Raw genomic sequence first — 25,944 nt, 5'->3', positions numbered from 1 at the left:
GCGCGGGCCCACCAACACAGGAGGCCAGTTTGTCCGCCATCACCGGGGCGTTCAAAAACGTTGATCTCCGCAAGAAGATCCTTTTCACTCTTGCGATGATCATCCTGTACCGCATCGGCTCGCAGATCCCAACGCCGGGCGTCGACTACGCAAACATCACCAAGCAGATCTCGGAGCTCACCGAATCCTCCGCGGTCTACTCGCTGATCAACCTCTTCTCCGGCGGCGCGCTGCTGCAGCTGTCGATCTTCGCGATCGGCATCATGCCGTACATTACGGCGTCGATCATCGTGCAGCTGCTCACCGTGGTGATCCCGAAGTTCGAACAGCTGAAGAAGGAGGGCCAGACCGGCCAGGCGAAGATGACGGAATACACCCGTTATCTCACCGTCGCGCTGGCCCTGCTGCAGTCCGCGGGCATCGTCGCCCTGGCGGACCGCGAGCAGCTGCTCGGCCAGGGCATCCCGGTCCTCAAGGACGAGGTCGGCATCTTCGGCCTGATCGTCATGGTCCTCATCATGACCTCCGGCGCTGTTCTCGTGATGTGGCTCGGCGAGCTCATCACCGACCGCGGCGTGGGCAACGGCATGTCCCTGCTCATCATGGCGGGTATTGCAACCACCCTGCCGGGGGAGGGTGTGTCCATCCTCTCCAACTCCGGTGGCTTCATCTTCGGTGCGGTGGTCTTCGGCATGCTGCTGCTCATCGTCGGCGTGGTCTTCGTCGAGCAGGGCCAGCGCCGCATCCCGGTGCAGTACGCCAAGCGCATGATCGGCCGCCGACAGTACGGCGAGACCTCCACCTACCTGCCACTCAAGGTCAACCAGGCCGGCGTGATCCCGGTGATCTTCGCGTCCTCCCTGCTGACCGTCCCTATCCTGATCACCCAGATCATCCAGTCCGGCGCTGCTGCCGGCGAGGACGTCGCGAACAACTGGTGGAACCGCAACGTCATGTCCGTGCTGCAGAACCCCGCGGCATGGCAGTACATCCTGGTCTACCTCGCGCTGATCATCTTCTTCTCCTTCTTCTACGTCTCCGTCCAGTACGACCCGTACGACCAGGCGGACAACATGAAGAAGTACGGTGGCTTCATCCCGGGTATCCGCCCGGGTCGCCCGACCGCCGAGTACCTCGGCTACGTCATGAACCGCCTTCTGGTCGTGGGCTCCCTGTACTTGGGTATCATTGCGGTGTTGCCCAACATCCTCATTAACTTGGGAGTGGACACGTCCCAGGCCTCCGGCGGCGGCATGCCGTTCGGTGGTACCGCGGTTCTGATTCTCGTGTCCGTGGCCCTGACCACGGTCAAGCAGATCGAATCGCAAATGATGCAAGCTAACTACGAAGGATTCCTCAAATGAGACTAGTTCTCCTCGGCCCTCCCGGTGCCGGCAAGGGCACCCAGGCCCAGCTGCTCTCCGACGCACTGAACATCCCGCACATCTCCACGGGTGACCTGTTCCGCGCGAACATCTCCCAGGGCACCGAGCTTGGCAAGCAGGCTCAGGAGTACATGGACGCCGGCAAGCTGGTCCCGACCGAGGTCACCGCGAACATGGTTCGTGCCCGCCTCGACGAGGGCGACGCCGCCAACGGCTTCCTGCTGGACGGTTTCCCGCGCACCATCGAGCAGGCCGACCTGCTCGAGGAGATGCTCAAGGATAAGGACCTGAAGCTGGACGCGGTGATCAACTACCAGGTCTCCGAGGACGTCGTGGTCGAGCGCATGCTCTCCCGTGGCCGTAACGACGACAACGAGTCCACGATCCGCACCCGCCTGCAGGTCTACCGCGAGGAGACCGCACCGCTGATCGACTACTACCAGGGCCGCATCCTCAACATCGATGCCGAAGGCTCCGTCGAGGACATCTCCGAGACCACCCTGTCCGCCCTGGACAAGTAAAACCGGGATTAGCCGCCGCCCGCATGCGCGGCGCCGATCCTGGTAGGGCCCAACGGTCCGCCTTTTCCCGCCCATCTTCCGGACGTCACCGGTGGGCGGGTTTAACTTTTGGCCCACCAATCCGGGCTACAAGAACACAAGAACAAGGAGGCTTTCGGTGGCTTTCCGAAAGAAGAGCAAGAAGATCGCCGCGAAGACACCCGCGGAACTGGACGCCATGCAGGCCGCAGGCGAGGTCGTCGGCCGAACACTGCAGGCCGTGAAGGCCGCCGCGAAGCCAGGGGTGAGCACCCTCGACCTCGACGAGATCGCCGAGGCCACCATCCGTGACGCCGGTGCAACCCCAGCCTTCCTCGGCTACCAGGGCTTCCCGGGCTCCATCTGCAGCTCCGTCAACGACATGGTCGTCCACGGCATCCCGGCGGCGGACGTCGTCCTGAAGGAAGGCGACCTCGTCTCCATCGACTGCGGTGCGATCCTCGACGGCTGGGTAGGGGACTCCGCCTGGACCTTCGGCATTGGCGAGATCGCCCGCGAACACGAGCTGCTCAACCAGGCCACCGAGTGGGTCCTCATGGAGGGCCTGAAGGCGATGCGCCCGGGCAACCACCTCACGGATATCTCCCACGCCCTCGAACTCGCGACCCGCAAGGCCGAGGAGAAGTTCGGCGTGCCACTGCACATCATCGACGGCTACGGCGGGCACGGCATCGGCCGCAGCATGCACGAGGACCCGTACCTCGCCAACGAGGGGCGCCCGGGCCGCGGTCCGGTCATCCAGGAGGGCTCCGTGCTCGCGATCGAGCCGATGCTCTCGCTCGGCACCATCGACACCGCCGTCCTCGACGACGATTGGGGAGTGGTCACCGTGGACGGCAGCTACTCCTCCCACTGGGAGCACACCGTCGCCGCCACCGCCGGTGGCCCGCGCATCCTCACTCCGCGCCACTAATCCACCGGCCTCCTCCGCCCTGGCCTGCAGTTGTTAAAGCCCCAGGTCACGTGTACGATAGACCGATGGTGCAGGTGACGCACCCCAAAAACGGGGAGCCAAGCAGACCGCACCATCGTAGCGATACACGCACAAATAGCCGATGACCAGCATGTTCATCGGGGAAATGTGGAGGATATGGCCAAAGAAGGTGCCATTGAGGTTGAGGGCCGCATCGTCGAGCCCCTGCCGAATGCAATGTTCCGAGTCGAGCTGGATAACGGGCACAAGGTGCTCGCACACATCTCTGGCAAGATGCGCCAGCACTACATCCGCATCCTTCCTGAGGATCGCGTTGTAGTCGAGCTTTCTCCATACGACCTCTCCCGTGGTCGTATCGTCTACCGCTACAAGTAAAAAAACTCTGTCAGCCTTCGTGCATCCAAATCTCACCCGCCCATGGTCACATGCGGCACGGCCGCGCAACACGTGGCCATGTGGGTGAGGTTGCCTACCTCTGGCCGCGGCGGCCGGAGCCCGCTGCTGAACCTCTTGAACACGACCCCGCCCCATCGCGGGTGACGTCGTCAAAAGAAGGAAGTAGACCACCGGGATGAGTACGGAGAAAACCGCCGTAAAACCGGAAGGATAATGCCATATGGCACGCCTTGCTGGTGTAGACCTGCCACGCGAAAAGCGCATGGAGGTCGCACTGACCTACATCTTCGGAATCGGCCCAGCCCGATCCAAGGAGCTGCTGGAAAAGACCGGCATCTCCCCGGACCTGCGTTCCAAGGACCTTAGCGACGAGCAGCTCGCAGCTCTGCGTGACGTGATCGAGAACAACTGGAAGGTTGAGGGTGACCTCCGCCGCGAAATCCAGGCCGACATCCGTCGCAAGATCGAAATTGGTTCCTACCAGGGACTGCGCCACCGCCGTGGCCTGCCAGTCCGTGGCCAGCGCACCAAGACCAACGCTCGTACCCGTAAGGGCCCGAAGAAGACGATCGCAGGAAAGAAGAAGTAATGGCTGCACCGAAGAGCACCGCTACGCGCGCCCGCCGCGGCCGTCGCGTAGTCAAGAAGAACGTGACCCAGGGTCACGCGTACATCAAGTCCACCTTCAACAACACCATCGTGTCCATCACGGACCCGAAGGGCCACGTCATCTCGTGGGCATCCTCCGGCCAGGTTGGCTTCAAGGGGTCCCGCAAGTCCACGCCTTTCGCCGCACAGATGGCCGCCGAGTCCGCTGCCCGCAAGGCAATGGAGCACGGCATGAAGAAGGTCGACGTTTTCGTCAAGGGACCGGGCTCTGGTCGCGAGACCGCAATCCGCTCCCTGTCCACCGCTGGGCTTGAGGTCGGCACCATCGCCGACGTCACCCCACAGCCGCACAACGGCTGCCGCCCACCGAAGCGTCGTCGCGTCTAAGAAAAGAAAGGTTAAGGGATAAACAATGGCTCGTTATACCGGCCCAGTTACCCGTAAGTCCCGTCGCCTCCGCGTCGACCTCGTCGGTGGCGACCGTTCCTTCGAGCGCCGCCCGTACCCACCGGGTCAGGCTGGCCGCGCTCGCATCAAGGAGTCGGAGTACCTGATCCAGCTGCAGGAGAAGCAGAAGGCTCGCTTCACCTACGGCGTCATGGAGAAGCAGTTCCGCCGTTACTACGCAGAGGCCAACGCAATGCCGGGCAAGACCGGTGACAACCTGGTCATCCTGCTGGAGGCTCGCCTCGACAACGTGATCTACCGCGCTGGTCTGGCACGCACCCGTCGCCAGGCACGTCAGCTGGTCTCCCACGGTCACTTCACCGTGAACGGCAAGAAGATCAACGTTCCGTCCTTCCGTGTCTCCCAGTACGACATCATCGATGTCCGCGATCGTTCCCGCTCCATGCTGTGGTTCGACGAGGCACAGGACAACCTGGTCGACGCCAACGTTCCGGCGTGGCTGCAGGTCGTTCCGTCCACCCTGCGCATCCTCGTGCACCAGCTGCCCGAGCGCGCTCAGATCGACATCCCGCTGCAGGAGCAGCTCATCGTCGAGTACTACTCCAAGTAGTCCACGACACCGATCTGAAAAACAGACATTTACTCCCCGCCGTCTACCACCACGGTGCACGGCAATCCTGCTACCGGCGTCAAATAGCGGTCGCCGACAAGGAGAAGTAACACATGCTGATTTCCCAGCGTCCAGAGCTGTCCGAGGAGTTCATCGACGACTCCCGCTCCCGGTTCGTCATCGAGCCGCTTGAGCCGGGCTTCGGCTACACCCTCGGCAACTCCCTGCGCCGCACCCTGCTGTCCTCCATCCCAGGTGCAGCCGTGACCTCCCTGCGGATCGATGGTGTGCTCCACGAGTTCACCACCGTCCCGGGCGTGAAGGAGGATGTCTCCGACATCATCCTGAACATCAAGTCCCTCGTCCTGTCGAGCGACTTCGATGAGCCGGTCACCATGTACCTGCGCAAGGAAGGCCCAGGAGCGGTCACCGGCGCAGACATCGAGACCCCAGCAGGCGTGGAGGTCCACAATAAGGACCTGCACATCGCCACCCTCAATGAGCAGGGCAAGCTGGATATCGAGCTGGTCGTTGAGCGCGGCCGTGGCTACGTCCCATCCGCCACCTCCACCGACGAGATCGGTCGCATCCCAGTCGACCAGATCTACTCCCCGGTCCTGAAGGTCAGCTACAAGGTCGAGGCAACCCGTGTCGAGCAGCGCACGGACTTCGACAAGCTGATCCTCGACGTGGAGACCAAGAGCTCCATGTCCGCGCGCGACGCCATGGCGTCCGCCGGCAAGACCCTGGTCGAACTCTTCGGCCTGGCACAGGAGCTCAACACCGAGGCGGAGGGCATCGAAATCGGCCCGTCCCCCCAGGAATCCGAGCACATCGCCGCATACAACATGCCGATCGAGGACCTGGACTTCTCCGTGCGCAGCTACAACTGCCTGAAGCGGGAAGAGATCCACACCGTTGGTGAGCTGGCTGCTCGCACCGAGTCCGATCTGCTGGACATCCGGAACTTCGGCCAGAAGTCCATCAACGAGGTCAAGGTCAAGCTGGCTGGCTTGGGCCTGGCACTCAAGGACTCCCCAGAAGGTTTCGACCTCTCCGACATCGAAGGCTACGACGCCGAGACCGGTGAGTGGGTCGAGACCGAGGGCGAAGACATCGCGGAGTAAATCGCACTTAAGCGCTCAAAGCTTTTAACCCACTCGAGGAGAAGACATGCCAACCCCTAAGAAGGGCGCCCGTCTGGGCGGATCTGCTTCCCACCAGAAGAAGATCCTGTCCAATCTCGCAGCCCAGCTGTTCGAGAACGGCGCAATCAAGACCACGGACGCCAAGGCGAAGCTCCTGCGTCCCTACGCTGAGAAGATCATCACCAAGGCCAAGAACGGCACCCTGGCTGATCGTCGCAACGTTCTGAAGCTCATCCCGAACAAGGACGTCGTGTCCCACCTGTTCACCGAGCTGGCCCCGAAGTTCGAAGGCCGTGAGGGCGGTTACACCCGCATCATCAAGCTGGAGAACCGCAAGGGCGACAACGCTCCGATGTCCCAGATCTCCCTGGTGACCGAGGAGCTGGCCTCCAAGGAGGCAGAGCGCGCAACCCGCGCTGCTGCATCCAAGAAGGCCGAGGAGAAGAAGGCTGCTGAGGCAGCTGAGGAGAAGGACGAGGCCGCAGAGGAGAAGTAATTCTCCGCTGAGGTGATCCTTCAATCTCTTCAGCCGGCGGGTTCTGTAGGGCCTGCCGGTAAGCCGGGTACTACGCACGAGCGTGGTGCCCGGCTTTTGCTATTGGTGGGGTTTCGGTGGCTGGGGTTGCTTGGCTGGTGCGGTGAGCCGGGTTGGGGAGGAGCCCTGGAGGGGAGCACACGTTGGTGGCGTGGTTTCGGTGGCAACGAGCCTGCCGGGTAGGTTTGGGGCATGAGTTCAACGGAAACTGGGGCGGCGGAGACTGCGACGACCGGGACCGGGACGACGGTGACGGGGGCGGATGGCGACGTCGCTGCTAACGGTGCGGTGGGTGACGTCGTGACGGACGCCGCGGACGGTGGAGGGGAGACCGTTCGGGTGCGGATGGACGTCTCCTACGACGGGACGGATTTCCACGGCTGGGCGGCCCAGAAGGGCGGCTTGCGGACCGTGCAGGGCGTGCTGGAGGAGAAACTCTCGCTGGTGTGCCGCACTCCGATTGAGCTGACGGTGGCGGGGCGGACGGATGCTGGCGTGCACGCCGATGGGCAAGTCTGCCACGCGGATATCCCGGCGGAGGCTTTTACTCAGCGGAGCCTGGCGCGGCCGGAGCATCTGGTGCGGCGGCTCTCCCGGATGCTGCCGGAGGATATTCGCCTGAACGCGGCGGTGGCTGCCCCGGAGGGCTTTGACGCCCGCTTCTCTGCCCTGCGGCGGCACTACGTGTACCGGGTGTGCACAGCCCCGGGCGGGCCACTGCCACGGCGGGTGCGGGATACCGCCCGGTGGCGCAGGCCCGTGGACCTGGATAAGGTGCAGATCGCGGCGGATGCGCTGGTGGGGCTGAATAACTTCGCCGCCTACTGCAAGGCCCGCGAGGGGGCGACGACGATCCGGGAGCTGCAGGAGTTCACCTGGAAGGACGTGTCCACGCCCTCGGAGCCACAGACTTATGAGGCGCACGTGGTGGCGGATGCGTTTTGTTGGTCGATGGTGCGCTCCATCGTGGGGGCATGCCTGACGGTGGGGGAGGGTAAACGGCCGGAGGGCTTCACCGCCGAGCTGCTGGAGATGGATGAGCGCAGTTCGCAGGTCCCGGTGGCGCCGGCGGAGGGGTTGAACCTGGTGGGCGTGGATTACCCGGCACCGGAGGAGCTGGCGGCGCGAGCGGCGGAGACGCGGGCGGTGCGGGAGCTGTAGGGGGCTGTAGGACCCGGGCTGTGGATGAGTTTGACGGCGGCTGTGCCTGGGTGGCTTTCTGCCTATCTTTTCCGGCCAAATGAGGGCATACTGATGGTGGAGGCTATCGGTATTGAAGGGAGGGCATGATGTCTGCACCACTGTTGGAACCACTCTCCAAGGATGCTGCTGAGAAGGAGCTGGCTGAACTGGAGCGTTCTGTGGGCGGAGACCTCGCAGAGTTCGAAAGCCGTGCCTATAGCTACAACCTGACCCCGCGAGAGTTCGCGAAGTGGGAGCGTATCTCCGAGCTGCGGTGGCTACTGGGCCTGGAGTAGCGCACGCGAAAAGGACGAAGCAGGGGGATGCTTCGAGGGAGGGGGAAACAATCGAAAAACTCGACACTCTGGTACATGAGTTTGTTGATGACCTGCGGGATTCTGTCAGAGCCTTCACGGGTCGAGACTTCAAGTTTTCGACCGAAGTGATGGAGCCAGGCGCCGTCTCCATCCGGCTGGCACAACACGACGAGGAAGCAGGGATTATTCCGCTCCGCTTGAATGAACACGCGATTTTGGGGTTAAGGATCGAGTTCAGATGCTCGTGGGACTCAACGAAGTCCTTCTTGGCGGTTGAGCGGTCGTCGTTTGCGGTTTATCCCCGAGATAAAGCAAATGGCGAGCCCCTATTTCGAGTCGAATACGACCGACGGAAGTCGAGCTACCCCAGTTCTCATATCCATGTTCATGCCCATCGGGATGAGATGACTCATCTTCTGGGGCTGCATAGGAAGCTCAACCCCAGTAACGATAAAAAGGTTAAAAACTTCATCGAGACGTATCCCTCCTTGTCGAGGTTTCACTTTCCTACGGGTGGTCACAGGTTCCGTCCATGCCTGGAAGATGTATTGGAAGCCCTGCGGCAAGAATTCAAGCTGAAAGTTCCGAGGAAAAAAGACTGGGAAGATCGGCTGGCTGAAGCGCGACTGAAGTGGCGGAAGATTCAGACAGCTGCGGCTGTGCGGGATTGTCCCGACGCTGCTCTTCGAGTTTTGGTGGATGATCTCGGTATGCCTAGCCCCGTGGGCTGGGAGTGCCCTCCGGGAAAGAAATCCAAGATTGTTCGCGGTTAGCGGATTGCTTTTGCTGATAGCGGTATAGCGCGGCGCGTTTTCCAGAGTCGCTAGTGGGAGGCTTCCGCGTGCTCGAGCGCGTTGGTGCTTGGCAGATGCATCGGATCGAAGCGGACGTCGTGCCCGCGGTGGTTTACAGTGCCGCGGGAATCAATCACCAGATCCGCGATGATGCCGTGGCGACTGGCTTCCTCGGTGGAGGAAGCCAGCACCACCCGGCAGACTGTCGGCGACCATGCCTCGCGCCAGCGGGCCCCGAGATCACGGGGCCCCTTAGTTGGTGTCGAGGCCTCGGCGACGGACTGCGTGTTCGTGGTCTTTGCCTCGCCGCTTGGGAGGGGGAGGGTTTCCGCGCGGAGAACCTGCACCCAGGGCAGGTCTGCGGGCAGGCGTTCCAGCAGGCGCTCGGCGGAACCAGCCCCATGCAGCAGCACGGTCGCCCCCGGCACGAGCTGCACCTGCACCGGATTGCCCGTAGCGCTCAACCCCAGCAGCCAGCCGGGCGCAGGCAGCGCCTGGAACGTCGGGCCCGGGTCAGTGAACTCCCGCTGCGCGCCGTTCTCTGGCCCTGTGTCGGTGGACGGAGCAGCACCATCTACCGGCCAGGCCACCACCCCGGAGCCGACAGCCGCGAACGGTACCCGCTCGCTGAACGATGCCGGGATCGAGGCGAAGGTCGCGCCCACGTTCCCGGTGAGCAGGGCGGGCAGTTCCCCGCCGAGATCCTGCTGGTGTACCAGCAGCGGCGGGGCGGCCACCGCGCTGGCGTTCGTGCTGACGTCCCCAATGGAAGAAGACGGAGCGTGAAAAACGGTGCTGGGGTGGGCGGCGTCGACGTCCTCTCCCGGCACCTCGGAGCCGGACGCGCCCATGCCGGCAACCAGGCGCGAAACACCCACGGTGACCGGCTCCGGGGCGTCGAAAAAGTCGTGCGGAGCAGGCGCGATCCGCCACACCTGCCGCTCCTGATCCTCCGGGCGGCCCCGGGCGCTCCACAGCCACCAACCACCCGCAGCAGCCAGTGCCGCAACGATCCCGATGAGCAAAACATGCACTATAGCCACGCGAATTCCCCCTGAATATCCCCCGGGATGCCCCACATCCCTTGTTGATTCTCCCGAATTTTGTCACAGCGGACCGGCGCGCGCATTAGATTGAAGAAATCGCCCTCGGGGGAGGGCAGCGGTGCGGCTCCTGCGGCAGGACTGCGGGGAACGAGCGTTAAGCACCGCGCACCAGGGACAACGCACAGAATTCAGGGGGAGATCGTGCGCACCACAAGTCTGCAAGTATCGGGCTACCGTTTTCTGCTCCGACGGCTGGAGCTCGCGCTGATCATCGGCGATCCGCGCATGGCGCACGACCCGCTGCGCGCCCAACGCCGCAGCATCGGGGTCGGGCTGCTGCTGAGCGCGCTGATCGCAGGTGGTGCGGTGATGCTTTCGCTGTTGCGACCGGCCCCTTCCATTGACGACGCCGCCCTCGTCGCCGATGAGCAGGGAAGCCTTCATGTCCGCTTGGAGGACGGTTTCCACCCGGTGAGCAACGTGGCGAGCGCCCGGCTGGTGCTGCGGCAGCCGGTGGAGGTGAAGAACTCCACTGCGGCGCTGATCCAGGAGGGCAATGGGGGAGCGCCGATGGGGCCCGCGGTGGGCATTGGGCACGTGCCGGGGCTGAACCCCGCGCCGGTGCGGCGGTGGCTGGTGTGCGATACCTCGGAGGCTGCGGGGAAGCCGGATACGCTGCAGGTCCGGGCCGTCGGGGAGGTGGCAAGCTACCAGCGGGGCGTGGTGCGCTCCGGCAAGGCGGTGTGGCTGATCGACGGGACGAAGCGCAGCCTCGCGGAGGGTGGGGCCGCGCGTGCCCTCGGGGCGGTGGAGATCCCGATGGCCCCGGAGCTGCTGAATCGCTTCGATGAGCAGACCGATAGCTTGATCCCGCGTGGGCTTTCCGGGTTGAAGAAGCCCTTCCACCGGGCGGGGACGGTGGCGCACGCCGGTGACCGGGCATTCCTGGTTGGCCACGGCGGGGTCTCGGAGGTGACCGGCCCGCGCCGGGAGTACGTGGAGGCCCTCGCACCGGGTGGGAGCTTTGATGCGGAGCTGGGGGCGGTCATGGCGCAGCCGATGATTGACCTGCTGCCAAACGTTCCCGACCGGGAGGCCTCTTGGGCGCACCCGGAGCAATCCTGCCTGGGGGAGAAGGGCTTGGCGGAGCCGGCGGGTGACGGTGATGGTAAGAGCACCGGGACTGACGGGGACGGCGACGGTAAGCGCACCGGTGCCGGTGACGGGGCCGCTGGCGGGGAGGCTGGCGGGGAGGCTGACGGTTCTGCTGGCGGGGCTGGGACCGAAAGCAAGGACGACGCCGCGGGGCAGGACCCCCGGGCGGCTTACGCCGGACCTGCGGGCACGAGCGCGTTGCTCACCGAGCGTGGCTTCTTCTTGGTCGACGCCACCGGCACCCGCTTCACGGTGGGTAAGGCCGAGGACCTCACGGCTCTCGGCTTCACCGAGCACACTCAGGTGCCCTGGCGGGTGATCTCCGGGCTGCCGGAGGGTGGGGTGCTCTCCGAAGCGAATGCCCGGGCAACGAGCACAAGCACTAAGGCCACCGCCAACACCGCAGAGAGCGCCAACGGCACCCGGTAGTCCGTCACCTGCTCGGCGACGGGCGCGGCGGTGACCGCCACCGGGACGTCGGCCACGGCATCGCCGGGCGCATCGAAGGCGCCGGAGGTGGCCGCGTCGTGGGCCCCGGCTTCGTTGCCGGGGTTTTTATCGTGGGGGCCGCCGGGCAGGCCCGCCTTGGCGCGTTCCACGGCACCGTCCCCACGGTGATCCTGGCCCGCCGCGTCCGCCATATGGTTCCGTTGCTGGTCGCGAGCCAGGCTCAGGGCGGCCGAAGGATCCACGACCCTCGCGGTCTGCAACCCCTCCACACCGTCGATGGCGCCACCTGGTTGCGCGGTCTCCCGCAGCAGGCCTGTCACCTCTGCGGCCGTGAGCTCCGGGCGGAGCTGCCAGACCATCGCAGCCACCCCACTGACCACGGGGGCGGCGAAACTCGTGCCGATGAAAGGCTCCGGCGAGCCCAACACCGGCGGGCCATCGCCCACCTGCGCGACCACCGGGCCACCCGGCGCGTAGATGTCCGCGGGAACTCCGGCCAGCCCATAGGCGGCAGGCACCCGGCCGCTGTTGAGGACGGCCGGGGCGGGCTGGTCGCCCGGAGAACCCCCGCCCGTGGCGGCGCGTCCTGCACCAGCTCCGGCGGTGCTCGTCGCCGCGGAGCCTCCGGCAGATCCCGCACCACCGCCCATGACGGTGCCGCTTTCCACAGCCCCGACGGACAGCACCCCTGGCTGGGAGGCCGGGAACGTCGCGGCCCCGGCGTCGCACTGCCCCATATTTCCGATGGGAGCGACCACCAGTGTGTTGTCGGCGACGAGCTCGCGCACCGCCTTCTCCAGCGCCGGGGCGGGTTCGCAGGTGACCATCGAGACGTTGACGATCTTGTGCTTGGCCTTGACCTTCCGCGCCTGGTCGAGGGCCGTGACCAGCTCCTCGACGGTGCCCTCCACCGCGTCGGGCCTAGAGGCGTGTCGGAGGCTGTGGATGTGCGCGCCGGGCGCGGCCTGCGCGGCGGTCGTGGCCACCGCGGTGCCATGCAGAATGCACGAATCCCGTTCCCCGGTCGCCCCCGGCAGGGCCACACCGGTGTCCACCACGATGATGGTGCTGCCATGGCCAGTGGCCAGGTCGTGTGGATATGCCGGTGCTGGTAGGTGGAGGTCCGGGTCGCGTGCCTGTTCCTGGCAGTTGAGGTTGATGTTCCCGCGTGCGGGAGCTGCTGGTGGGGGAGTCATCCGAGCCCCCTGATCAGCTCAAACACGCCCGCGCCATGCAGCGCCAGCGGGACTGCGGCGCAGAAGGCCACGGCCTCCAGGGCGTCGACGATCCGGCCCACCCGAGGCGAGGAGATTTGCACCAACGGCAGCGCCACCAGCACCAACGCGAGCACACCCCACGGCACCTGATGACCCAGCCACACGATCGAACAACCCGCCATCACGGCCAGCGCATTGGCGTGGAAGGGGCGAGTACCGCGGGCAGATAACGCGGCCACGACCAGCGCGACCACCAGCAGCACCGTCCACACTGACGGGGTGGGCCCACCCCACGGCACCAGCTGAACCACGGAGGCGAATAACCACGCACAGGCCGCCGCCACCAGAGCGGAGTGCACCTGCACTACCGGGCCGGCCTCGTTGGCCACCGGATCGCGGAACACACCCGCGGCCGGTACGCGCGGGACCACGACCTTCGCAATCGCCAGCGCCAACTGGCCGGAGTAGATCAGCAGCACCACCGCGGCCAGCGCAGTGATCGGCGGCCAGAAGTTGATGGCCGCCAACACCGCAGCCGCGATCGTGCCCACTCGCACCGGCCCCGGCCGCCACACCAACAGCGCGGCGACCACGCAGCCCACCAGCACGTTCACGTTCAACCCGACGGCAAAACCCAGGGCCGCTGCCACCGGGACAAACCGCCGATCAAACAAGCTCAGTGCGGCCACTGCCACCGCAGCGAAGGTGCTGAAGACCAGCGGCAACAACACTGCGAGGTCGACCCCACCGCCCGCGGCGGCGTCCTGAAAACCAAAATGAGCGGCACCGTGGAAATCCAACGGATGCCACAACGGGGTCGCGCGGAAGGCGAGCAACACCACGGCAGCAGCGATGATCCACGCCGCGTAATTGGTGCCGACGTCCCCGGAAAGCTCATCCGCCGCCTCCAACGGCGGGGCGGGTGGTTCGGCGGGCTTGCGACAGTGCAAAGCCAAGGCCTCGCCCGCGTGGATGCCGGCCTCCGCGAGCGACTGCTCCGGGGCAACCACCCCCACCGCGCGACGCAGCTCCCACAGCTGCCCCGGCTCCGGGTCCACGAGATGCGGAATGAGCTCCGCGACCGGCACGTGATCCGCCACCGCGGCGTTAATCACCTTGCCCGTGCTGGGCACCGAAATGCTGATGGCAATCAAAATATCCCCCTCAAATTTTCCCCCAATTTTTCGCCCCGACCCGTATACCCCAGCCAGGACTGAACAGAACAATAGCGGGTGGGGCGGACACGGGGGTGGCAAATTGGGGGATTTCGCCACGAGATGTCTGCACCGGGGTCTATGTTTAGGCGCACACGGCCATTGAGCTGCCCTGTCCGGCGCATTCCCGCTGGGCACACGGGGTGGCGATAGTGTCAGCAACCTGCGGGGGCAGGGGCGCGAGTGGCCGGTTGAGGGGTTCAACACAAGGGGGAAACCGCGGTGAAAGCGCAATCACCACCAACTCTGCCGAAGGAAAAACAGCCCTTCGTCCGCATACTCATGCCCGCGATCATGCTGGTCGCGGTGCTGGGAATGGTCGCGGCGATGGTGATGTCCGGGGCGGGACGCTCGCCAATGACATTCATCTTTCCGCTGATGATGCTGGGTTCGATGGCGATGATGTTCCAGTCCGGCACGGACGTCAACGAGGTCCGTAGGGGGTTCCACCGGCACCTGGACGCGCTGTCCGATTCGGTCAAGAAGGCCCGGCGCGAGCAGCTGGTTCGCATGAACCGCGAGCATCCGCACCCGGGCACGCTGTGGAACCACATCCATGCCGGCGAGTTGCCGAGCGCGGCCCCTGGAGTGGTGCGCATTGGAGTGGCGGTGCAGGCACCGGATGATCCGCTGGAGATCCCGGTTAATGCTCCGCCGGAGGACCTGGAGCCGGTGAGCGCGATGAGCCTGCGTGACCTGGCGCTACGCACCGCGACGATCGAGGCACCGGTGGCGGTGGATGTGCGTGCATTCCCGTATATCGCGATCGTCGGCGACGGTGCGGCGGGGTTGGCGCGTGCGATGCAGGCGCAGCTGGTCGCCCAACCTCCGGAGGACGTCGGCGTGCGCGGGCCGCATGATCAGTGGCTGCCCCACGATGGGTCGGTGCGGGTGAATTTCTGCACGGGCGCGGACCCGGTGACGTTGAACTCGGTGGTGGTGGAGCCCAGCAGCGAGTGGGTGGATGCCGCACAGAGCCAGGGGTTGTACCTGCACGTCGCCGGGGCTGAGGAAGGCTTCGCGATGAGCGCGTGGACCGTTGATGGTTGGGCGCCGTTCGGCCTGGCGGACCAGCTCAGCGACGTGGAACTGGCGATGGTGTGCCGGTCGCGCTCCCAGGTGACTTCCGGCACGAGCCTGCTGGAGCTGCCGGGCGGGGACCTGCGCGCCCCGATCGGGTTCTCTGGCGCGCCGGTGTACCTGGACATTAAAGAATCCGCGCTGGGCGGGATCGGGCCACACGGGTTGTGTATCGGGGCGACGGGCTCGGGTAAATCCGAACTGCTGAAATCCGTGGTGGTCAGTTTCGCGCACAACCACAGCCCGGAGGAGCTGAACTTCATCCTCGTGGACTTCAAGGGTGGCGCGGCCTTCCTGGGGTTGGACAAGCTGCCGCACACCTCCGCGGTGATCACCAACCTGGTGGATGAAGCCGGGCTGGTGGATCGCATGCAGGACTCGCTGCTCGGTGAGATGCACCGGCGGCAGGAGCGGCTCCGGGCGGCAGGGATGTCCACGGCCCTGGAGTTCAACGAGGCCTTCCCGGGCCAGATGCCGGCGCTGTTCATCGTCGTAGATGAGTTCTCTGAGCTGCTGCAGAACCGACCGGAGTTCGCGGAGGTCTTCGCCGCGATCGGGCGGCTGGGCCGCAGCCTGCGGATGCACCTGCTGCTGGCCAGCCAGCGCTTCGAGGAGGGTAGGCTGCGCGGCCTGGAATCCCACCTGAGCTACCGGATCGCGTTGCGGACATTCTCGGCTGCGGAGTCGCGGGCACTGATCGGTTCCACTGCGGCGTTTGAGCTACCCGCGAACCCGGGTGCCGCCATCCTTTCGGCCCACGACACCGTGCGTTTCCACAGTGCCTACGTCTCCGGCCCAGAGCTGCCCCGTGACCAGCGGCTGATCCAGGAGCTCGGCAGCGAGGTGGAGTCCACGACCACCACCCTGCAGCTGGTAGTGGACCGGCTTAAGGGACCGAACAAGAACCCGATCTGGTTGCCCCCACTGCCCAAGATGCTTCCAGCCCACGAGGTGCTGGCGGAGTCGGATACAGGCGCACCGGAGGCTGGACCAGAGAACACCGGGACGGGGATCGGAGCGGGTGCGGCAGCGGCGTCGTCGTCGGTGAAGATGGAACCGCTGACGGCGACGATCGGGCTGGAGGACCTGCCGTTCGAAGGGGTGCAGCGGACGTACCGGATGGACCTGAACCGGCGGCACTGGGCGATCGTTGGGCAACCACGGACGGGCAAGACAATGGCGGTGCGCGCGCTGGTGCTCGCACTTGGGCTGAGCAGCCCGGGCGTGCCGATCTACATCTTCGACCCCGGTGGTTCGCTGCGCGATCTGGCGCGGTTGCCGCAGGTCGCGGCGGTGGTTGGCCCGGAGCATGCGGGGCGCCTACTGGACGAGGTGGACCTGGTGGAAGGCCCGCGCGTGCTGATCGTGGACGGGCTGGACCAGCTCACCGCGATTGGGGAGGAGGAGCAGCGGCTCATCCAGCTGGCCACCAGCGGGCTGGAACGTGGCCTGCACGTGGTGGTCACCGCGCTGCGCTGGAACTTCCGGCCCTCGCTGCGTGACGTGCTGACCGGACACGTGGAGATGAAGATGACCGCGCTGGATGCCGAGTTCCGGGACGCGCAGAAGTCCCTGCCGGACGTGCCGGGGCGGGGCGTGTCGCACAACGGCAAGCACATCCAGGTGGCGTTCTGCGCTGCCCAGGATGTGGAGCACGTGCGCAAAGTCAGCGTGGCCCGGGGCGAGAAGGATGTTGCGATGCGGGTCCTGCCGGACCGGATCGGGCTGGCGGAGCTGTTGGACGGCGTGCCGGGTTGTGGATCCGCGCCGGGCGTGGATGCCGGGACCAGCGGTTTTGGCACGGGTACAGCTACGGCTGGCAAGCACGCTGCCGTGGACTCAACGGGGGAGGTCGCAGCGGGGAGCCACGCGATGGGTGCACACGCCCCGGTGGTGCCTTTCGCCCTGGGCGGCCCCCGCCTGGATGCGGTGGCCTGGGACAGCGGGGAGTTCCCGCACCTGGTCGTCATCGGTCAGGCCGGGGCAGGCGCGACCAGCGCGCTGCGCACGGTGGCCGCCAGCATCAACCAGCTTCCCGAAGGAAGTGCGGACGTGCTGGCCACGGACACCCGGCGCGGCCTGCTTGGCAGCCCCGGTTACCTGGGCGCGGAGCAGTTCCGCCAGCGCCTTGCCGAATGGGTCGAGGTGCTGCAGTCCCGCGTGCCGAAGGACGTCTCCGTCGAGCAGCTCCGGGACCGTTCCTGGTGGTCCGGGCCGGAGCTGTTTGTGATTGTCGACGATTCGGACAACGACCCTGGCCTCGACGCGCTCGTGCCGTTGCTGCCCTACGCGGCGGACATTGGCTTGCACCTGGTGCTCGCCCGGCGTTCGGGGCAGTTCGCTCGCTCGGCCTTCCAGCCCCTCATGCAGGCGATGCGCGACCACAGCGCGTGGTTGCTGCTCTCCGCGCCGCGTGAGGACGGTCCGATCGCAGGCCAGAAACTGTGCCGACGCCAACCCGGCCGCGGCGTGTACGTCCACGCAGAATCCTGGCTGGTCCAGGTCGCAGAAGCGGAGGTCGGTGCATCGTCAAAACCAGTTGAAGCTTGTGAACAAACCGGAACCGGCGCCACGGGTGCGTCCGAGAAGGAGGAAGAGTGATGAATCCGAGTGCAACCAAACCCCCGATCCCAGCGATGGGGCTGCTCGCGGAAGCCGTTGCCCGCTATGAGTCGGGGTTGCTGGTCCACGGTGACCAGGTCACGGACCTGCTTACCGGGTTCAGTCTCACGATGCCTCCTATCACCGGGCCCGATACAGCCAGCACACTCGCGTTCCGCGGCAGCGGGATTGACCTGCAGGAGCTGGACGACCTCACCGAACTGGTCACCCAAGTAATGCAGCAGCGAATGAATAGTCCGCACGCAGCGGGGCTGGACTCCGGTATCCCGCGGGACCACTTCCCCTATGGAGTGGGTGAGTCCGAGCCGGACGTGCTGGTCACGGGTGGGCAGGCTGCCCCGATTGCTACCTATCTGCGTGCGGCTGGGTTCCGAGCGCGGGTGGTGGACACCCAGTACGCGATGAACCTGGCCAGCAGCCTCGCGGTCGCACAACAGGAGCTATTGGCGCTGAGCCCGGAAGAGCCGATGAGGGCGGGCGCCGGGGCCACGGGTGGCGCCGGAGGTGGCGCGGATGCCGGGAAGCTCACGCACGCGGAAGCACTCGGGCAGGGTGCGCCCGCGCCGGGCGTGCCTCCTGGAGAAGAGCCGCGGGCGACACCCAACCGGGTTCTGTCCTGGGACCTTTCAGGCTCACGGGATAAGGCCGGGGCAACTCGGCCCGCAGTACACCGTGGGGGAGCGGGTGCGGCGGCACCGCGGAAACTCCCGCTGGGAGCCAGCCCGGTGGCTGCGGCCTTCGTCGCGATCATCATCGTGGCTGGAGCAATGGCCGCCGGGCTCGCGCTGGACGCTGCCGGTGGTGCCGGGGAGGACACCCAGGCGGTCGCGAACGCCGAAGGCGGTGCCGCCGGGCAGGCCGGGCAGGTCGAGCCAGGTGCCGGGGAGAGCGCCGGCGGGGAAGATGCCGGGGAGGGGGATTCGGACCGAAACCGCCAGCCAGAGACCCCGCCGCCATTCACCCCGCCGCCGAACCGGCCGGGCATGCAGGACCCGAAGATCAATGGTAAAGGTGCCGACCACCGCGCCGCCGACCGTGCCGACGTCCCCGTGACAGCGGACTGGCCGAAGGGATGGAACCTCGCCGAAGCCACCCCGCAGCGGGAGACCTACCAGTCTGAGAAGGACGCCGGAATGCGCGTACTGCTCGCCGCGAAACCCGCACCACTAAAGAGCCAGGCCGAATTGGACAAAGCCGTGCTTAAAGCGCTGCGGGACGCGCCGGGCACGAAGGTCGCCAGTGAATCCCCGGTCAGCTACCGGGAGAAGTACCCGGACTCCGAAACGCTCTGGTACGTCCGGCTCGTGGATGGCCACCAGGTATCCATCGGCTGCCAATACCGGGAACCCAACCCGGTGCGTTCGCGGGTCTGTGAGCAGGTGGTGGACTCGGCTCGACCAGAGAAGTAAGCGCTGCGGTACCGGCGCCCTTTCCACCGCACCCGGCGGGGGAGAGGCGTCCGCCGGGGTGAGGCGAGCGCGGCACGCCGGGATGAGGCGTTCGCGACAACCGGGATGAGGCGTTCGCGGCAGGCGGGTGAGGTGTGTGCGCCCGTTCCGCCTCGACCAATTCGCCACGCCGGAACGATGCCATTGCCGAGTCAGTGCCGGGCCGAGGCCACGCCAGGGCCGCTTCGGTAGGGTGCAGGCAGAAGCGGTGCTTAGTGACAGCACCACAGGAACGGCTGGGAAGAGCGGAGGTGAAGGCGGTGGCGTCCCCGGAAAACATCCTGCTGCACCTCGCGGAAGAACAAGAAGCGCAGGTCCGGGAGATCTTCGCCACGCTCGAACAGCGGGGCTTTCCCACCCAACACCAAACCCCGCACATCACCATCACCTTCGCCCCACGCATGGAAGAACCCGTCGTAGACCTGGCCGAGGAACTCCTCGCGCCCCTGATGCCCGCCACCCTGCAGCGGATGGGCACGGTCGTGTTCGGCACCCGGCGCAAGCAGACCGTCGCGTGGCTGCTGGAAGCCAGCGACGAGCTCGAAGCCGCGGCGCGCGCGATCAGCACCGCAAACCCGGAGGGGCGCGGCCCGCGTTGGATCCCGCACCTGACGATGGGGCTGCGCCTGCCGCGGGCCATCGTCCCGGACTACATCCGCGCCCTCGACGAACTCAGCCCGCCAGAACTGCGCCAGCTCACCGCGGCGGAAGCCGGCCTCCGCGTGCCGAGCACAGACCAGTTCTTCCCCTTTTAAACCCGCTGTTTCCCCGGGGGAGGTCGATCCCCCTCCCGGATCGGTTTTCGCGCAAAAAACAATATAAGATTAGCGAATTATGACGAAGAAGCTTCTGTCCGCGCTCGCTGCGTTTTTCCTGGTCCTCGTCCTTCTAGGTGGTGGCTTCCTGTGGGGGAAGTCAAGCAACCTCGGAACGCCTGTGGAAACCGTCACCGAGCAGAGTAACTCAGAGGTTATTCACGCGGTCGAACGTCGTGAGGAGATCGTGCTGCTCTCCACTGCCACCCAAGGGCTGCACACCACGCAGAACAGCGCGAAGCTCTTCAAGTGGGGCGTTCCGGGAAGTCAGAAGCTCAACATCCTGCAGTACAAGTTCACGGCCAAGCTAGGAATTGACGGCAAAGCTGTGAAAATCGAGGAGACCGAACCTGGTCACTTCAAGCTCACCATTCCGCCTTTTAAGTTCATTGGCTTTTCTGACCCAGAGTTCAAAACCGTGCACCAGCACGGGCAAGTTTTGAGCTTCGCGACGGCCAACATCGATAACGCCGAGGCTATCAACGAGGTGCTGAACAAGGAGAAGCGCCAGGAGCACATCCGGCTCAACCTGGGCCTGCTGAAGGACCAGACCAAGAACTTCTACGGCGGCATCGTTCACGCCATCGATCCCGAGGCGAAGCTGGAGTACGAGTTCAAGTAGCTAGGGCGCGCCCACCAGCGTGCGGCCCGGCTATGAAGCTCAACCCCGCAGTCCAGCCCGCCCGGTGACCTCAGCTCCACCACACCAGGCAGCTCCGCCTCCTCCAGCCAGCCCCGGCAGCCACCTACGCCTTGCGCCGGAAGACGAGCAGCGCGTCGCGGATGATGTCGTGCGGATACTCATCCCATTCGATCTCCACTACGGCCACCTGCTCTAGGTGCTCTGCCAGCAACTCGGCGCAGTCCGCGATCAGTGGGGTCAGCGCCCCCGCGTGGCGAATATCGCCCACGTTCCACACCACGTGCCCACCGGGAACCACCAGTCGCGCGCATTCGGCCGCCACCTCGCCCAGCTCCGCGAGGTAACGCCGATAGTCCCCGCCGCCGCACTCATAAGCCTCCAGCGGATCGGCCTCGCCCTCCGTCGCGGCCATGTACGGCGGGGACGTGAGAACCAGGTCCACCGCAGGTCGCGGCCCGTTTTCTTGCCGATGTTCTGACGACGATGCCAACATCGGCAGGAGCCGGCGCGCATCCCCAGCGACCATGCTCGCCCCCGGTGCGGCGGCGCGAATTTGAGCCACCCGTTCCGGCAGCAGTTCGATGCCCCCGGCCCGCCGGCCGAGCCGCACGGCACGGATGAGTGTGGTTCCAAAGCCCGCGAAGGGATCAAAAACCATGTCGCCAGGAGCGGAATATGCACGGATCACGTGGTCCACGATCGCGGCGCACATGTGGACGTCCTCGTCCGCGTCGACAGGGCGATCCACGAGGAACTCGGCGATGCTCGTCCGCAGGGGTGTGGCGGGGGCTGCCGTTGGCGCATCCAGGGGCGGGGAAGGCGTCATGACCTGCAGCTTAGCCCGACGTCCTGAAAAGACCAGTGACCGGTCCGTGACGTTTTGGGGCATCCCGGCCCCGTGCCCGCGTTGTGTATTGGGCTCCGCCTCCGTGGGTGTTGCGCTCCGACCCCGTGTGTTTCGCCCTCCACCCCGTGTGTTTTGCAGAGTTTGATGCCGGAAATCGGGCCAAAAGCGACATCAAACTCTGCAAAACGTGCTGGGGGAGTGGGGTGGGGAACGCGGAGGGAAGGCCGAGGGAGCGCGGGGGAGCGGGTAGGCAGGGCGAGGAATTTGAAGGATTTTTGGGAAACCGGGAACCTTTTGGGCTCGTTAGTTGTCTAATACTTCTGACGGACCGATAACCGGTTCGCGAAAACATGGGGAGGGAACATGAGTTTTAGGACAGATGTCGCAACGATGACCGGGGCGGCCAGCAACGTTGACCAGGTCAACGCCAGCATCCAGGGGGAGCTGTCCCGGCTGCAGGGCATCGTCGCGGAAACCTCGGGCGTGTGGCGCGGCCAGGCGCAGGGGGCATTCCAGAACCTGATGGAGCGGTGGAACACCAGCGCCCGGGAGCTCAGCGAGGCGCTGAACAGCATCTCTGAGAACATCCGGGCCAACGCGCGTTCCTTCGACGACACCGAGCTCGAGAACATGCAGGCATTCCGCTAAACCAGCGGCTGATGCGGCCGCTTCCGCAACAGGGGCCGCACCGCACAGAGAAAATCCAGGGGGGATTTGAGAACAATGATCAAGTACAACTTCGGCATGATCGCGCAGACAGCCGACGATATTAACCAGACCCGGGGGCGGATCAACGGCAATCTGGAGGACCTCAAGCAGCAGCTGCAGCCACTGGTTGCGGACTGGGAGGGCGAGTCCTCGGAGGCCTATCAGCAGGCGCAGCTGCGCTGGGACCGTGCGGCGGCTGAGCTCAACGAGGTGCTCGGCCAGATCAGCGTGACGGTCCGCCAGGCCAACGATCGCATGAGCCAGATCAACACCTCGGCGGCCCGCAGCTGGGCGTAGCGGGCGGCGTAACTGACCACACCAGCCCGATCAGCTGAACCGGCCGAAGCGCTTGGAAGCCTGAACCGGCTGCGCACGCACCCCGTGGGGAACTGTCCCTGCGGGGTGTTGCCGTGTGTGGGGGTGCAGTGAAGAGCGCGTGGGCAAGGGACACGACGCCACCGTTTTCCCGGGCAAGGGTCGTTCAAGAGGAGGACGTCGCCGCGCCCAGTGTCACCGCGAATCGCGCCGTGCGTGGTCATGAGGCGCTCTGCTGGCGGGCCAGGAGGCGGGCGTAGCGACGTCCCAAAATTTGGCGTATGAGCTGCGGATAGCTAGGATATTAAAGGTTGCATAACGTGTCCTCGGGTCTCCACCGGCCGCCGAGGATCCTTGAGCAGCGGAAGAAACTGCCCCCGAGCAGTACATCGACCGCGCTCGAGCGCAGCTCTGGCTGGCAGTTCCGATTCGACCTACAGGAGTCCAACGTGACTACTTTCCACCCGAAGAGCGGTGACATTACCCGTAAGTGGTACGTCATCGACGCCACTGACGTGGTGCTGGGTCGCCTGGCCGTCACCGCAGCTGACCTGCTGCGCGGCAAGGGCAAGCCGACCTTCGCGCCGAACGTTGACTGCGGCGACAACGTCATCATCATCAACGCCGACAAGGTTCACATCTCCTCCAACAAGCGTGACCGCGAGATGCGCTACCGCCACTCTGGCTACCCAGGTGGCCTGAAGTCCATGACCCTGGGCCGTTCCCTGGAACTGAACCCAGAGCGCGTCATCGAAGAGGCTGTCCGTGGCATGATGCCGCAGAACAAGCTGTCCAACGCTTCCGTTAAGAAGCTTCGCGTCTTCGCCGGCTCCGAGCACCCATACGCTGCTCAGAAGCCAGAGACCTACGAGATCAAGCAGGTGGCACAGTAATGGCTGAGAACTTCGACAACACCGAGGCCTTCGAGAACGAGGCCGCACAGTACACCTCCACCGACGCTGCCAACGAGGAGTTCGTGGCATCCATCGGTGACTCCCTCAACGTTGAGGGCCAGGAGGCCGAAGAGGCCGCACCGGCTGCTCCGCTGTACGAGGGCCCGATCCAGACCGTTGGTCGCCGTAAGCGCGCCATCGTCCGCGTCCGCATGGTTGAGGGCTCCGGCCAGATCACCTGCAACGGCCGCGCACTGGAGGACTACTTCCCGAACAAGCTCCACGAGCAGCTCATCAAGGACCCGCTGGTCCTGCTGGAGCGCGAGAACCAGTTCGACATCCAGGCAACCCTGTCCGGCGGTGGCCCGTCCGGCCAGGCTGGTGCGATGCGTCTGGCTATCGCCCGCGCCCTGAACAAGTACAACCCGGAGGAGCGCACCCAGCTGAAGAAGGCTGGCTTCCTGACCCGCGACGCTCGTGCTGTCGAGCGTAAGAAGGCAGGTCTGCACGGTGCACGTCGTGCCCCGCAGTACTCCAAGCGCTAAACCTTCACCGGTTTTACTGCCCCACACCCCCGCATCGGCTGTTTCGGCCGGTCGGGGGTTTCGGCGTTCCTGGGGTGGGAGTACGGGTGCATGCGCGGGATCCGGCCCAGGTGCAGGCGAGTCAAGGTGCGCGAGCCGCTCTGGGTGCTGAAACGGGTCGACTCCAGCTGCGGGGCTGGCCTCACGCCAACCCCAGCACTGCAGTTGCTAGGCTGTGGAGCCACAGGTCAAAAATAACGCAAGGGGTGCGGCCCCGACCGCCCCCAATCCGCGCAAATGCGCAGGTGGCAGATACTCGCCACCAGCCGTCGGGGCCGCTGAGAACACACCCTAAGAACCTGATCTAGTTCGTACTAGCGAAGGGATGCTCGCACAATGCACAACTCGAATCTGCCCAACGCCAACCCAACCCCCGCGATCCCGCGCGTGCTCTCCATCGCGGGCACCGACCCCACAGGCGGCGCGGGCCAGACCGCGGATCTGAAGTCCATCGCGGCGGCCGGCGGCTTCGGCATGTCCGTCATCACCGCCCTGGTCTCCCAGAACACCCACGGCGTGCAGGCCATCGCGGAGATCGACCACGACTTCGTCCGCAAGCAATTCGACTCCGTCTTCGGGGACGTCACCGTCGACGCCATCAAGATCGGCATGCTCGGCGACGCCGCGACCGTCGCCCTCGTCCGGGAGGCGCTGCGCGACAACCCGGCGCCCGTCGTCGTCCTCGACCCGGTCATGGTCTCCAGCTCGGGGCACCGCCTGCTGGAAGAGGACGCGGAGGACGCGGTGCGCGGCCTGGTCGCGGACGTGGACATCATCACCCCGAACGTCCCAGAACTCGCCGTCCTGACTGGGAAGGACGCCGCCACCGACTACGCCGCCGCCGTCGCCCAGGCCCAGCCGCTCGCCAGGGAGAACGACACCATCGTCATCGTCAAGGGCGGCCACCTCAGCGGGGAGCGGGCGGACAACGCCGTGGTGTACCCGGACGGGCGGGTGGACCGGGTGCCGACCTACCGCATCGATACGCGCAATACCCACGGCACCGGCTGCAGCCTCTCCTCGGCGCTGGCTACCCGCATGGGGCTCGGCGAGGACGCCGGGGCCGCGCTGCGCTGGTCGACCCGCTGGCTGCACGAGGCGATCGAGAACGGTAAGAAGCTGCAGGTCGGCGACGGCACCGGCTTCGGCCCGGTCGACCACAGCCACCGTTCCCGCCGGCTGGAGCAGGTCGCGAGCAGCGAGATCTGGCCGCACCTGCGCGGCGAGCTGCCGGAAGGTCAGGGCTACGCCGCCGCCCCGACCCCGCACCTGGAACCGGCGGGGCCGCACACCCGCCGCCTGTGGGAGCTGACGGGTCAGGTGTGGCAGGAGATCATGGAGCTGCCGTTCATCCGTGGGCTGGCTTCCGGGCGGCTGCCGGAGGAGGATTTCAACTTCTACCTCGCCCAGGACGCCCTGTACCTGAACCGCTACTCGCGCGCGTTGGCGGAGCTGTCCACCAAGGCCCCGGATTCGGCGGGCCAGGTGATGTGGGCGAATTCCGCGGCCGGCTGCATCGAGGGTGAAGCGGAGCTGCACCGCTCCTGGCTGGCGGGTCGCGGCATCGAGGACGCGTCCGCGAACCCGGTCGCCCCCTCCCCGGTGACCCTTGCGTACACGAACTTCCTGGTCGCGACGGCCGCCGTGGAGCCGTATGTGTGCGGTGTTGCCGGGGTGCTGCCGTGCTTCTGGCTGTATGCGGAGATCGGCCTGGAGCTGACGCGGGCGAACCACAGCGGCCACCCGTTCAAGGCGTGGCTGGATACTTACGCTGACGAGGAGTTCCTCTCCGGGGCGCGGGAGGCGATCCAGCGCACCGAGGCAGCCTTCGAGGCGGCGAGCGAGGAGGAGCGGGAGGCGGCGACGTCCGCGTACCTCAACGCTGCGGTCTATGAGCGGGAGTTCTTCGACCAGGCGGATCGCCGCTGGTAGCAGGCGGTGGCGCTTGTCCCCACAGCGTGGACGATGACGTCCGTCCCTTCCGCTTAGCTTTCGACGGGGACGTCCCTGCTGGTTAGGGCCCGCCCTT

At 65.7% G+C, this 25,944-nt stretch carries 25 protein-coding genes, 1 pseudogene and 1 riboswitch; of the genes and pseudogenes, 22 read left to right on the top strand and 4 right to left on the bottom strand.

The features are described from left to right. Positions 1-29: 29 nt before the first annotated feature. From secY to QP413_RS07820, 12 genes are all read left to right on the top strand, one after another. Positions 30-1,364, top strand: coding sequence for a preprotein translocase subunit SecY (secY, locus tag QP413_RS07875; RefSeq protein WP_070761545.1), 1,335 nt, complete (start codon positions 30-32; stop codon positions 1,362-1,364). Beyond that, complete coding sequence (locus QP413_RS07870) at positions 1,361-1,906, top strand: adenylate kinase (protein WP_070761544.1); 546 nt, start codon at positions 1,361-1,363, stop codon at positions 1,904-1,906. Before secY ends, QP413_RS07870 begins: the two co-directional genes overlap by 4 nt. A gap of 157 nt (positions 1,907-2,063) precedes the next feature. Next, on the top strand, positions 2,064-2,858 hold the full coding sequence (gene map / locus QP413_RS07865) for a type I methionyl aminopeptidase (RefSeq protein WP_284781371.1): 795 nt from the start codon (positions 2,064-2,066) through the stop codon (positions 2,856-2,858). A gap of 177 nt (positions 2,859-3,035) precedes the next feature. Beyond that, entirely contained in the window at positions 3,036-3,254 is a 219-nt protein-coding gene (gene infA / locus QP413_RS07860) for a translation initiation factor IF-1 (protein WP_018018723.1), read from the top strand. A gap of 241 nt (positions 3,255-3,495) precedes the next feature. Then, entirely contained in the window at positions 3,496-3,864 is a 369-nt protein-coding gene (gene rpsM / locus QP413_RS07855; RefSeq protein WP_012359611.1) for a 30S ribosomal protein S13, read from the top strand. Beyond that, positions 3,864-4,271: a 30S ribosomal protein S11 gene (gene rpsK / locus QP413_RS07850; protein ID WP_070761542.1), complete on the top strand. Its 408-nt coding sequence runs from the start codon at positions 3,864-3,866 to the stop codon at positions 4,269-4,271. Before rpsM ends, rpsK begins: the two co-directional genes overlap by 1 nt. Before the next feature lie 25 nt (positions 4,272-4,296). Beyond that, positions 4,297-4,902: a 30S ribosomal protein S4 gene (gene rpsD, locus QP413_RS07845; protein ID WP_012359613.1), complete on the top strand. Its 606-nt coding sequence runs from the start codon at positions 4,297-4,299 to the stop codon at positions 4,900-4,902. Positions 4,903-5,015: 113 nt separating this feature from the next. Continuing rightward, positions 5,016-6,029 (top strand): DNA-directed RNA polymerase subunit alpha, encoded by a 1,014-nt coding sequence (locus QP413_RS07840; protein ID WP_284781370.1) that lies wholly within the window; start codon positions 5,016-5,018, stop codon positions 6,027-6,029. Positions 6,030-6,075: 46 nt separating this feature from the next. Then, the gene (gene rplQ / locus QP413_RS07835; protein WP_070761540.1) at positions 6,076-6,546 is read left to right on the top strand and encodes a 50S ribosomal protein L17; all 471 of its coding nucleotides are present in this window, start codon (positions 6,076-6,078) and stop codon (positions 6,544-6,546) included. A gap of 231 nt (positions 6,547-6,777) precedes the next feature. Next, on the top strand, positions 6,778-7,746 hold the full coding sequence (gene truA, locus QP413_RS07830; protein ID WP_284781369.1) for a tRNA pseudouridine(38-40) synthase TruA: 969 nt from the start codon (positions 6,778-6,780) through the stop codon (positions 7,744-7,746). 125 nt (positions 7,747-7,871) lie between these two features. After that, positions 7,872-8,063, top strand: coding sequence for a hypothetical protein (locus tag QP413_RS07825; RefSeq protein ID WP_232620248.1), 192 nt, complete (start codon positions 7,872-7,874; stop codon positions 8,061-8,063). Continuing rightward, positions 8,042-8,857, top strand: coding sequence for a hypothetical protein (locus QP413_RS07820; protein ID WP_284781368.1), 816 nt, complete (start codon positions 8,042-8,044; stop codon positions 8,855-8,857). Before QP413_RS07825 ends, QP413_RS07820 begins: the two co-directional genes overlap by 22 nt. Before the next feature lie 50 nt (positions 8,858-8,907). Here the strand turns inward: QP413_RS07820 and QP413_RS07815 are convergent, their stop codons facing one another. Then, entirely contained in the window at positions 8,908-9,912 is a 1,005-nt protein-coding gene (locus QP413_RS07815; RefSeq protein ID WP_284781377.1) for a hypothetical protein, read from the bottom strand. Positions 9,913-10,125: 213 nt separating this feature from the next. Here QP413_RS07815 and eccB point away from each other — a divergent pair, with 213 nt between their 5' ends. Then, positions 10,126-11,508, top strand: a complete 1,383-nt coding sequence (gene eccB / locus QP413_RS07810; protein ID WP_284781367.1) for a type VII secretion protein EccB — start codon at positions 10,126-10,128, stop codon at positions 11,506-11,508. 317 nt (positions 11,509-11,825) lie between these two features. Here the strand turns inward: eccB and QP413_RS07805 are convergent. Beyond that, positions 11,826-12,725, bottom strand: a pseudogene (locus QP413_RS07805) (S8/S53 family peptidase); the annotation flags it as partial. Beyond that, positions 12,722-13,900, bottom strand: a complete 1,179-nt coding sequence (locus QP413_RS07800) for an EsaB/YukD family protein (protein WP_284781366.1) — start codon at positions 13,898-13,900, stop codon at positions 12,722-12,724. The pseudogene QP413_RS07805 and the gene QP413_RS07800, both read right to left, overlap by 4 nt. Before the next feature lie 282 nt (positions 13,901-14,182). On the opposite strand from QP413_RS07800, the gene QP413_RS07795 reads away from it, so the two are divergent. From QP413_RS07795 to QP413_RS07780, 4 genes are all read left to right on the top strand, one after another. Next, positions 14,183-17,641 carry an FtsK/SpoIIIE domain-containing protein gene (locus tag QP413_RS07795; RefSeq protein ID WP_284781365.1) on the top strand — a complete coding sequence of 1,153 codons (3,459 nt, stop codon included), beginning with the start codon at positions 14,183-14,185 and terminating at the stop codon, positions 17,639-17,641. Continuing rightward, positions 17,641-19,071, top strand: coding sequence for a type VII secretion-associated protein (locus QP413_RS07790; RefSeq protein WP_284781364.1), 1,431 nt, complete (start codon positions 17,641-17,643; stop codon positions 19,069-19,071). The genes QP413_RS07795 and QP413_RS07790 overlap by 1 nt, the downstream gene beginning before the upstream one ends. Positions 19,072-19,370: 299 nt before the next feature. Further along, positions 19,371-19,865 (top strand): 2'-5' RNA ligase family protein, encoded by a 495-nt coding sequence (locus tag QP413_RS07785; protein WP_284781376.1) that lies wholly within the window; start codon positions 19,371-19,373, stop codon positions 19,863-19,865. Between the two features lie 79 nt (positions 19,866-19,944). Next, positions 19,945-20,547, top strand: a complete 603-nt coding sequence (locus QP413_RS07780; RefSeq protein WP_012359624.1) for a hypothetical protein — start codon at positions 19,945-19,947, stop codon at positions 20,545-20,547. 124 nt (positions 20,548-20,671) lie between these two features. On the opposite strand, the gene QP413_RS07775 is transcribed toward QP413_RS07780, so the two are convergent. Next, on the bottom strand, positions 20,672-21,394 hold the full coding sequence (locus QP413_RS07775) for a DNA methyltransferase (protein WP_284781363.1): 723 nt from the start codon (positions 21,392-21,394) through the stop codon (positions 20,672-20,674). Between the two features lie 384 nt (positions 21,395-21,778). Here QP413_RS07775 and QP413_RS07770 point away from each other — a divergent pair, with 384 nt between their 5' ends. The 5 genes from QP413_RS07770 (at position 21,779) to QP413_RS07750 (ending at position 25,847) form a co-directional block, all read left to right on the top strand. Next, a complete protein-coding gene (locus tag QP413_RS07770; RefSeq protein ID WP_012359626.1) occupies positions 21,779-22,063 on the top strand; it encodes a WXG100 family type VII secretion target in 285 nt (94 codons plus the stop codon). A 75-nt stretch (positions 22,064-22,138) separates the two neighbouring features. Then, positions 22,139-22,420, top strand: a complete 282-nt coding sequence (locus tag QP413_RS07765; protein ID WP_012359627.1) for a WXG100 family type VII secretion target — start codon at positions 22,139-22,141, stop codon at positions 22,418-22,420. Between the two features lie 467 nt (positions 22,421-22,887). Beyond that, positions 22,888-23,331: a 50S ribosomal protein L13 gene (gene rplM, locus QP413_RS07760; protein WP_015381272.1), complete on the top strand. Its 444-nt coding sequence runs from the start codon at positions 22,888-22,890 to the stop codon at positions 23,329-23,331. After that, positions 23,331-23,876 (top strand): 30S ribosomal protein S9, encoded by a 546-nt coding sequence (gene rpsI / locus QP413_RS07755; protein ID WP_070758321.1) that lies wholly within the window; start codon positions 23,331-23,333, stop codon positions 23,874-23,876. Before rplM ends, rpsI begins: the two co-directional genes overlap by 1 nt. 231 nt (positions 23,877-24,107) lie before the next feature. Beyond that, a riboswitch (TPP riboswitch) is annotated at positions 24,108-24,258 on the top strand. Further along, positions 24,252-25,847: a bifunctional hydroxymethylpyrimidine kinase/phosphomethylpyrimidine kinase gene (locus tag QP413_RS07750; protein WP_284781362.1), complete on the top strand. Its 1,596-nt coding sequence runs from the start codon at positions 24,252-24,254 to the stop codon at positions 25,845-25,847. It overlaps the preceding riboswitch by 7 nt. The last annotated feature ends 97 nt before the right edge of the window (positions 25,848-25,944 follow it).

The sequence above is a fragment of the Corynebacterium sp. UMB4614 genome, assembly GCF_030217065.1.
Lineage (GTDB): Bacteria > Actinomycetota > Actinomycetes > Mycobacteriales > Mycobacteriaceae > Corynebacterium.
This window is presented reverse-complemented; position numbering and strand designations above follow the sequence as displayed.

Coding starts and splice junctions, on each gene's coding strand:
- QP413_RS07870 (WP_070761544.1), top strand. CDS start 1,361: ATGAGACTAGTTCTCCTCGGCCCTCCCGGTGCCGGCAAGGGCACCCAG.
- infA (WP_018018723.1), top strand. CDS start 3,036: ATGGCCAAAGAAGGTGCCATTGAGGTTGAGGGCCGCATCGTCGAGCCC.
- rpsM (WP_012359611.1), top strand. CDS start 3,496: ATGGCACGCCTTGCTGGTGTAGACCTGCCACGCGAAAAGCGCATGGAG.
- rpsK (WP_070761542.1), top strand. CDS start 3,864: ATGGCTGCACCGAAGAGCACCGCTACGCGCGCCCGCCGCGGCCGTCGC.
- rpsD (WP_012359613.1), top strand. CDS start 4,297: ATGGCTCGTTATACCGGCCCAGTTACCCGTAAGTCCCGTCGCCTCCGC.
- QP413_RS07840 (WP_284781370.1), top strand. CDS start 5,016: ATGCTGATTTCCCAGCGTCCAGAGCTGTCCGAGGAGTTCATCGACGAC.
- rplQ (WP_070761540.1), top strand. CDS start 6,076: ATGCCAACCCCTAAGAAGGGCGCCCGTCTGGGCGGATCTGCTTCCCAC.
- truA (WP_284781369.1), top strand. CDS start 6,778: ATGAGTTCAACGGAAACTGGGGCGGCGGAGACTGCGACGACCGGGACC.
- QP413_RS07825 (WP_232620248.1), top strand. CDS start 7,872: ATGATGTCTGCACCACTGTTGGAACCACTCTCCAAGGATGCTGCTGAG.
- QP413_RS07790 (WP_284781364.1), top strand. CDS start 17,641: ATGAATCCGAGTGCAACCAAACCCCCGATCCCAGCGATGGGGCTGCTC.
- QP413_RS07780 (WP_012359624.1), top strand. CDS start 19,945: ATGACGAAGAAGCTTCTGTCCGCGCTCGCTGCGTTTTTCCTGGTCCTC.
- QP413_RS07775 (WP_284781363.1), bottom strand. CDS start 21,394: ATGACGCCTTCCCCGCCCCTGGATGCGCCAACGGCAGCCCCCGCCACA.
- QP413_RS07770 (WP_012359626.1), top strand. CDS start 21,779: ATGAGTTTTAGGACAGATGTCGCAACGATGACCGGGGCGGCCAGCAAC.
- QP413_RS07765 (WP_012359627.1), top strand. CDS start 22,139: ATGATCAAGTACAACTTCGGCATGATCGCGCAGACAGCCGACGATATT.
- rpsI (WP_070758321.1), top strand. CDS start 23,331: ATGGCTGAGAACTTCGACAACACCGAGGCCTTCGAGAACGAGGCCGCA.
- QP413_RS07750 (WP_284781362.1), top strand. CDS start 24,252: ATGCACAACTCGAATCTGCCCAACGCCAACCCAACCCCCGCGATCCCG.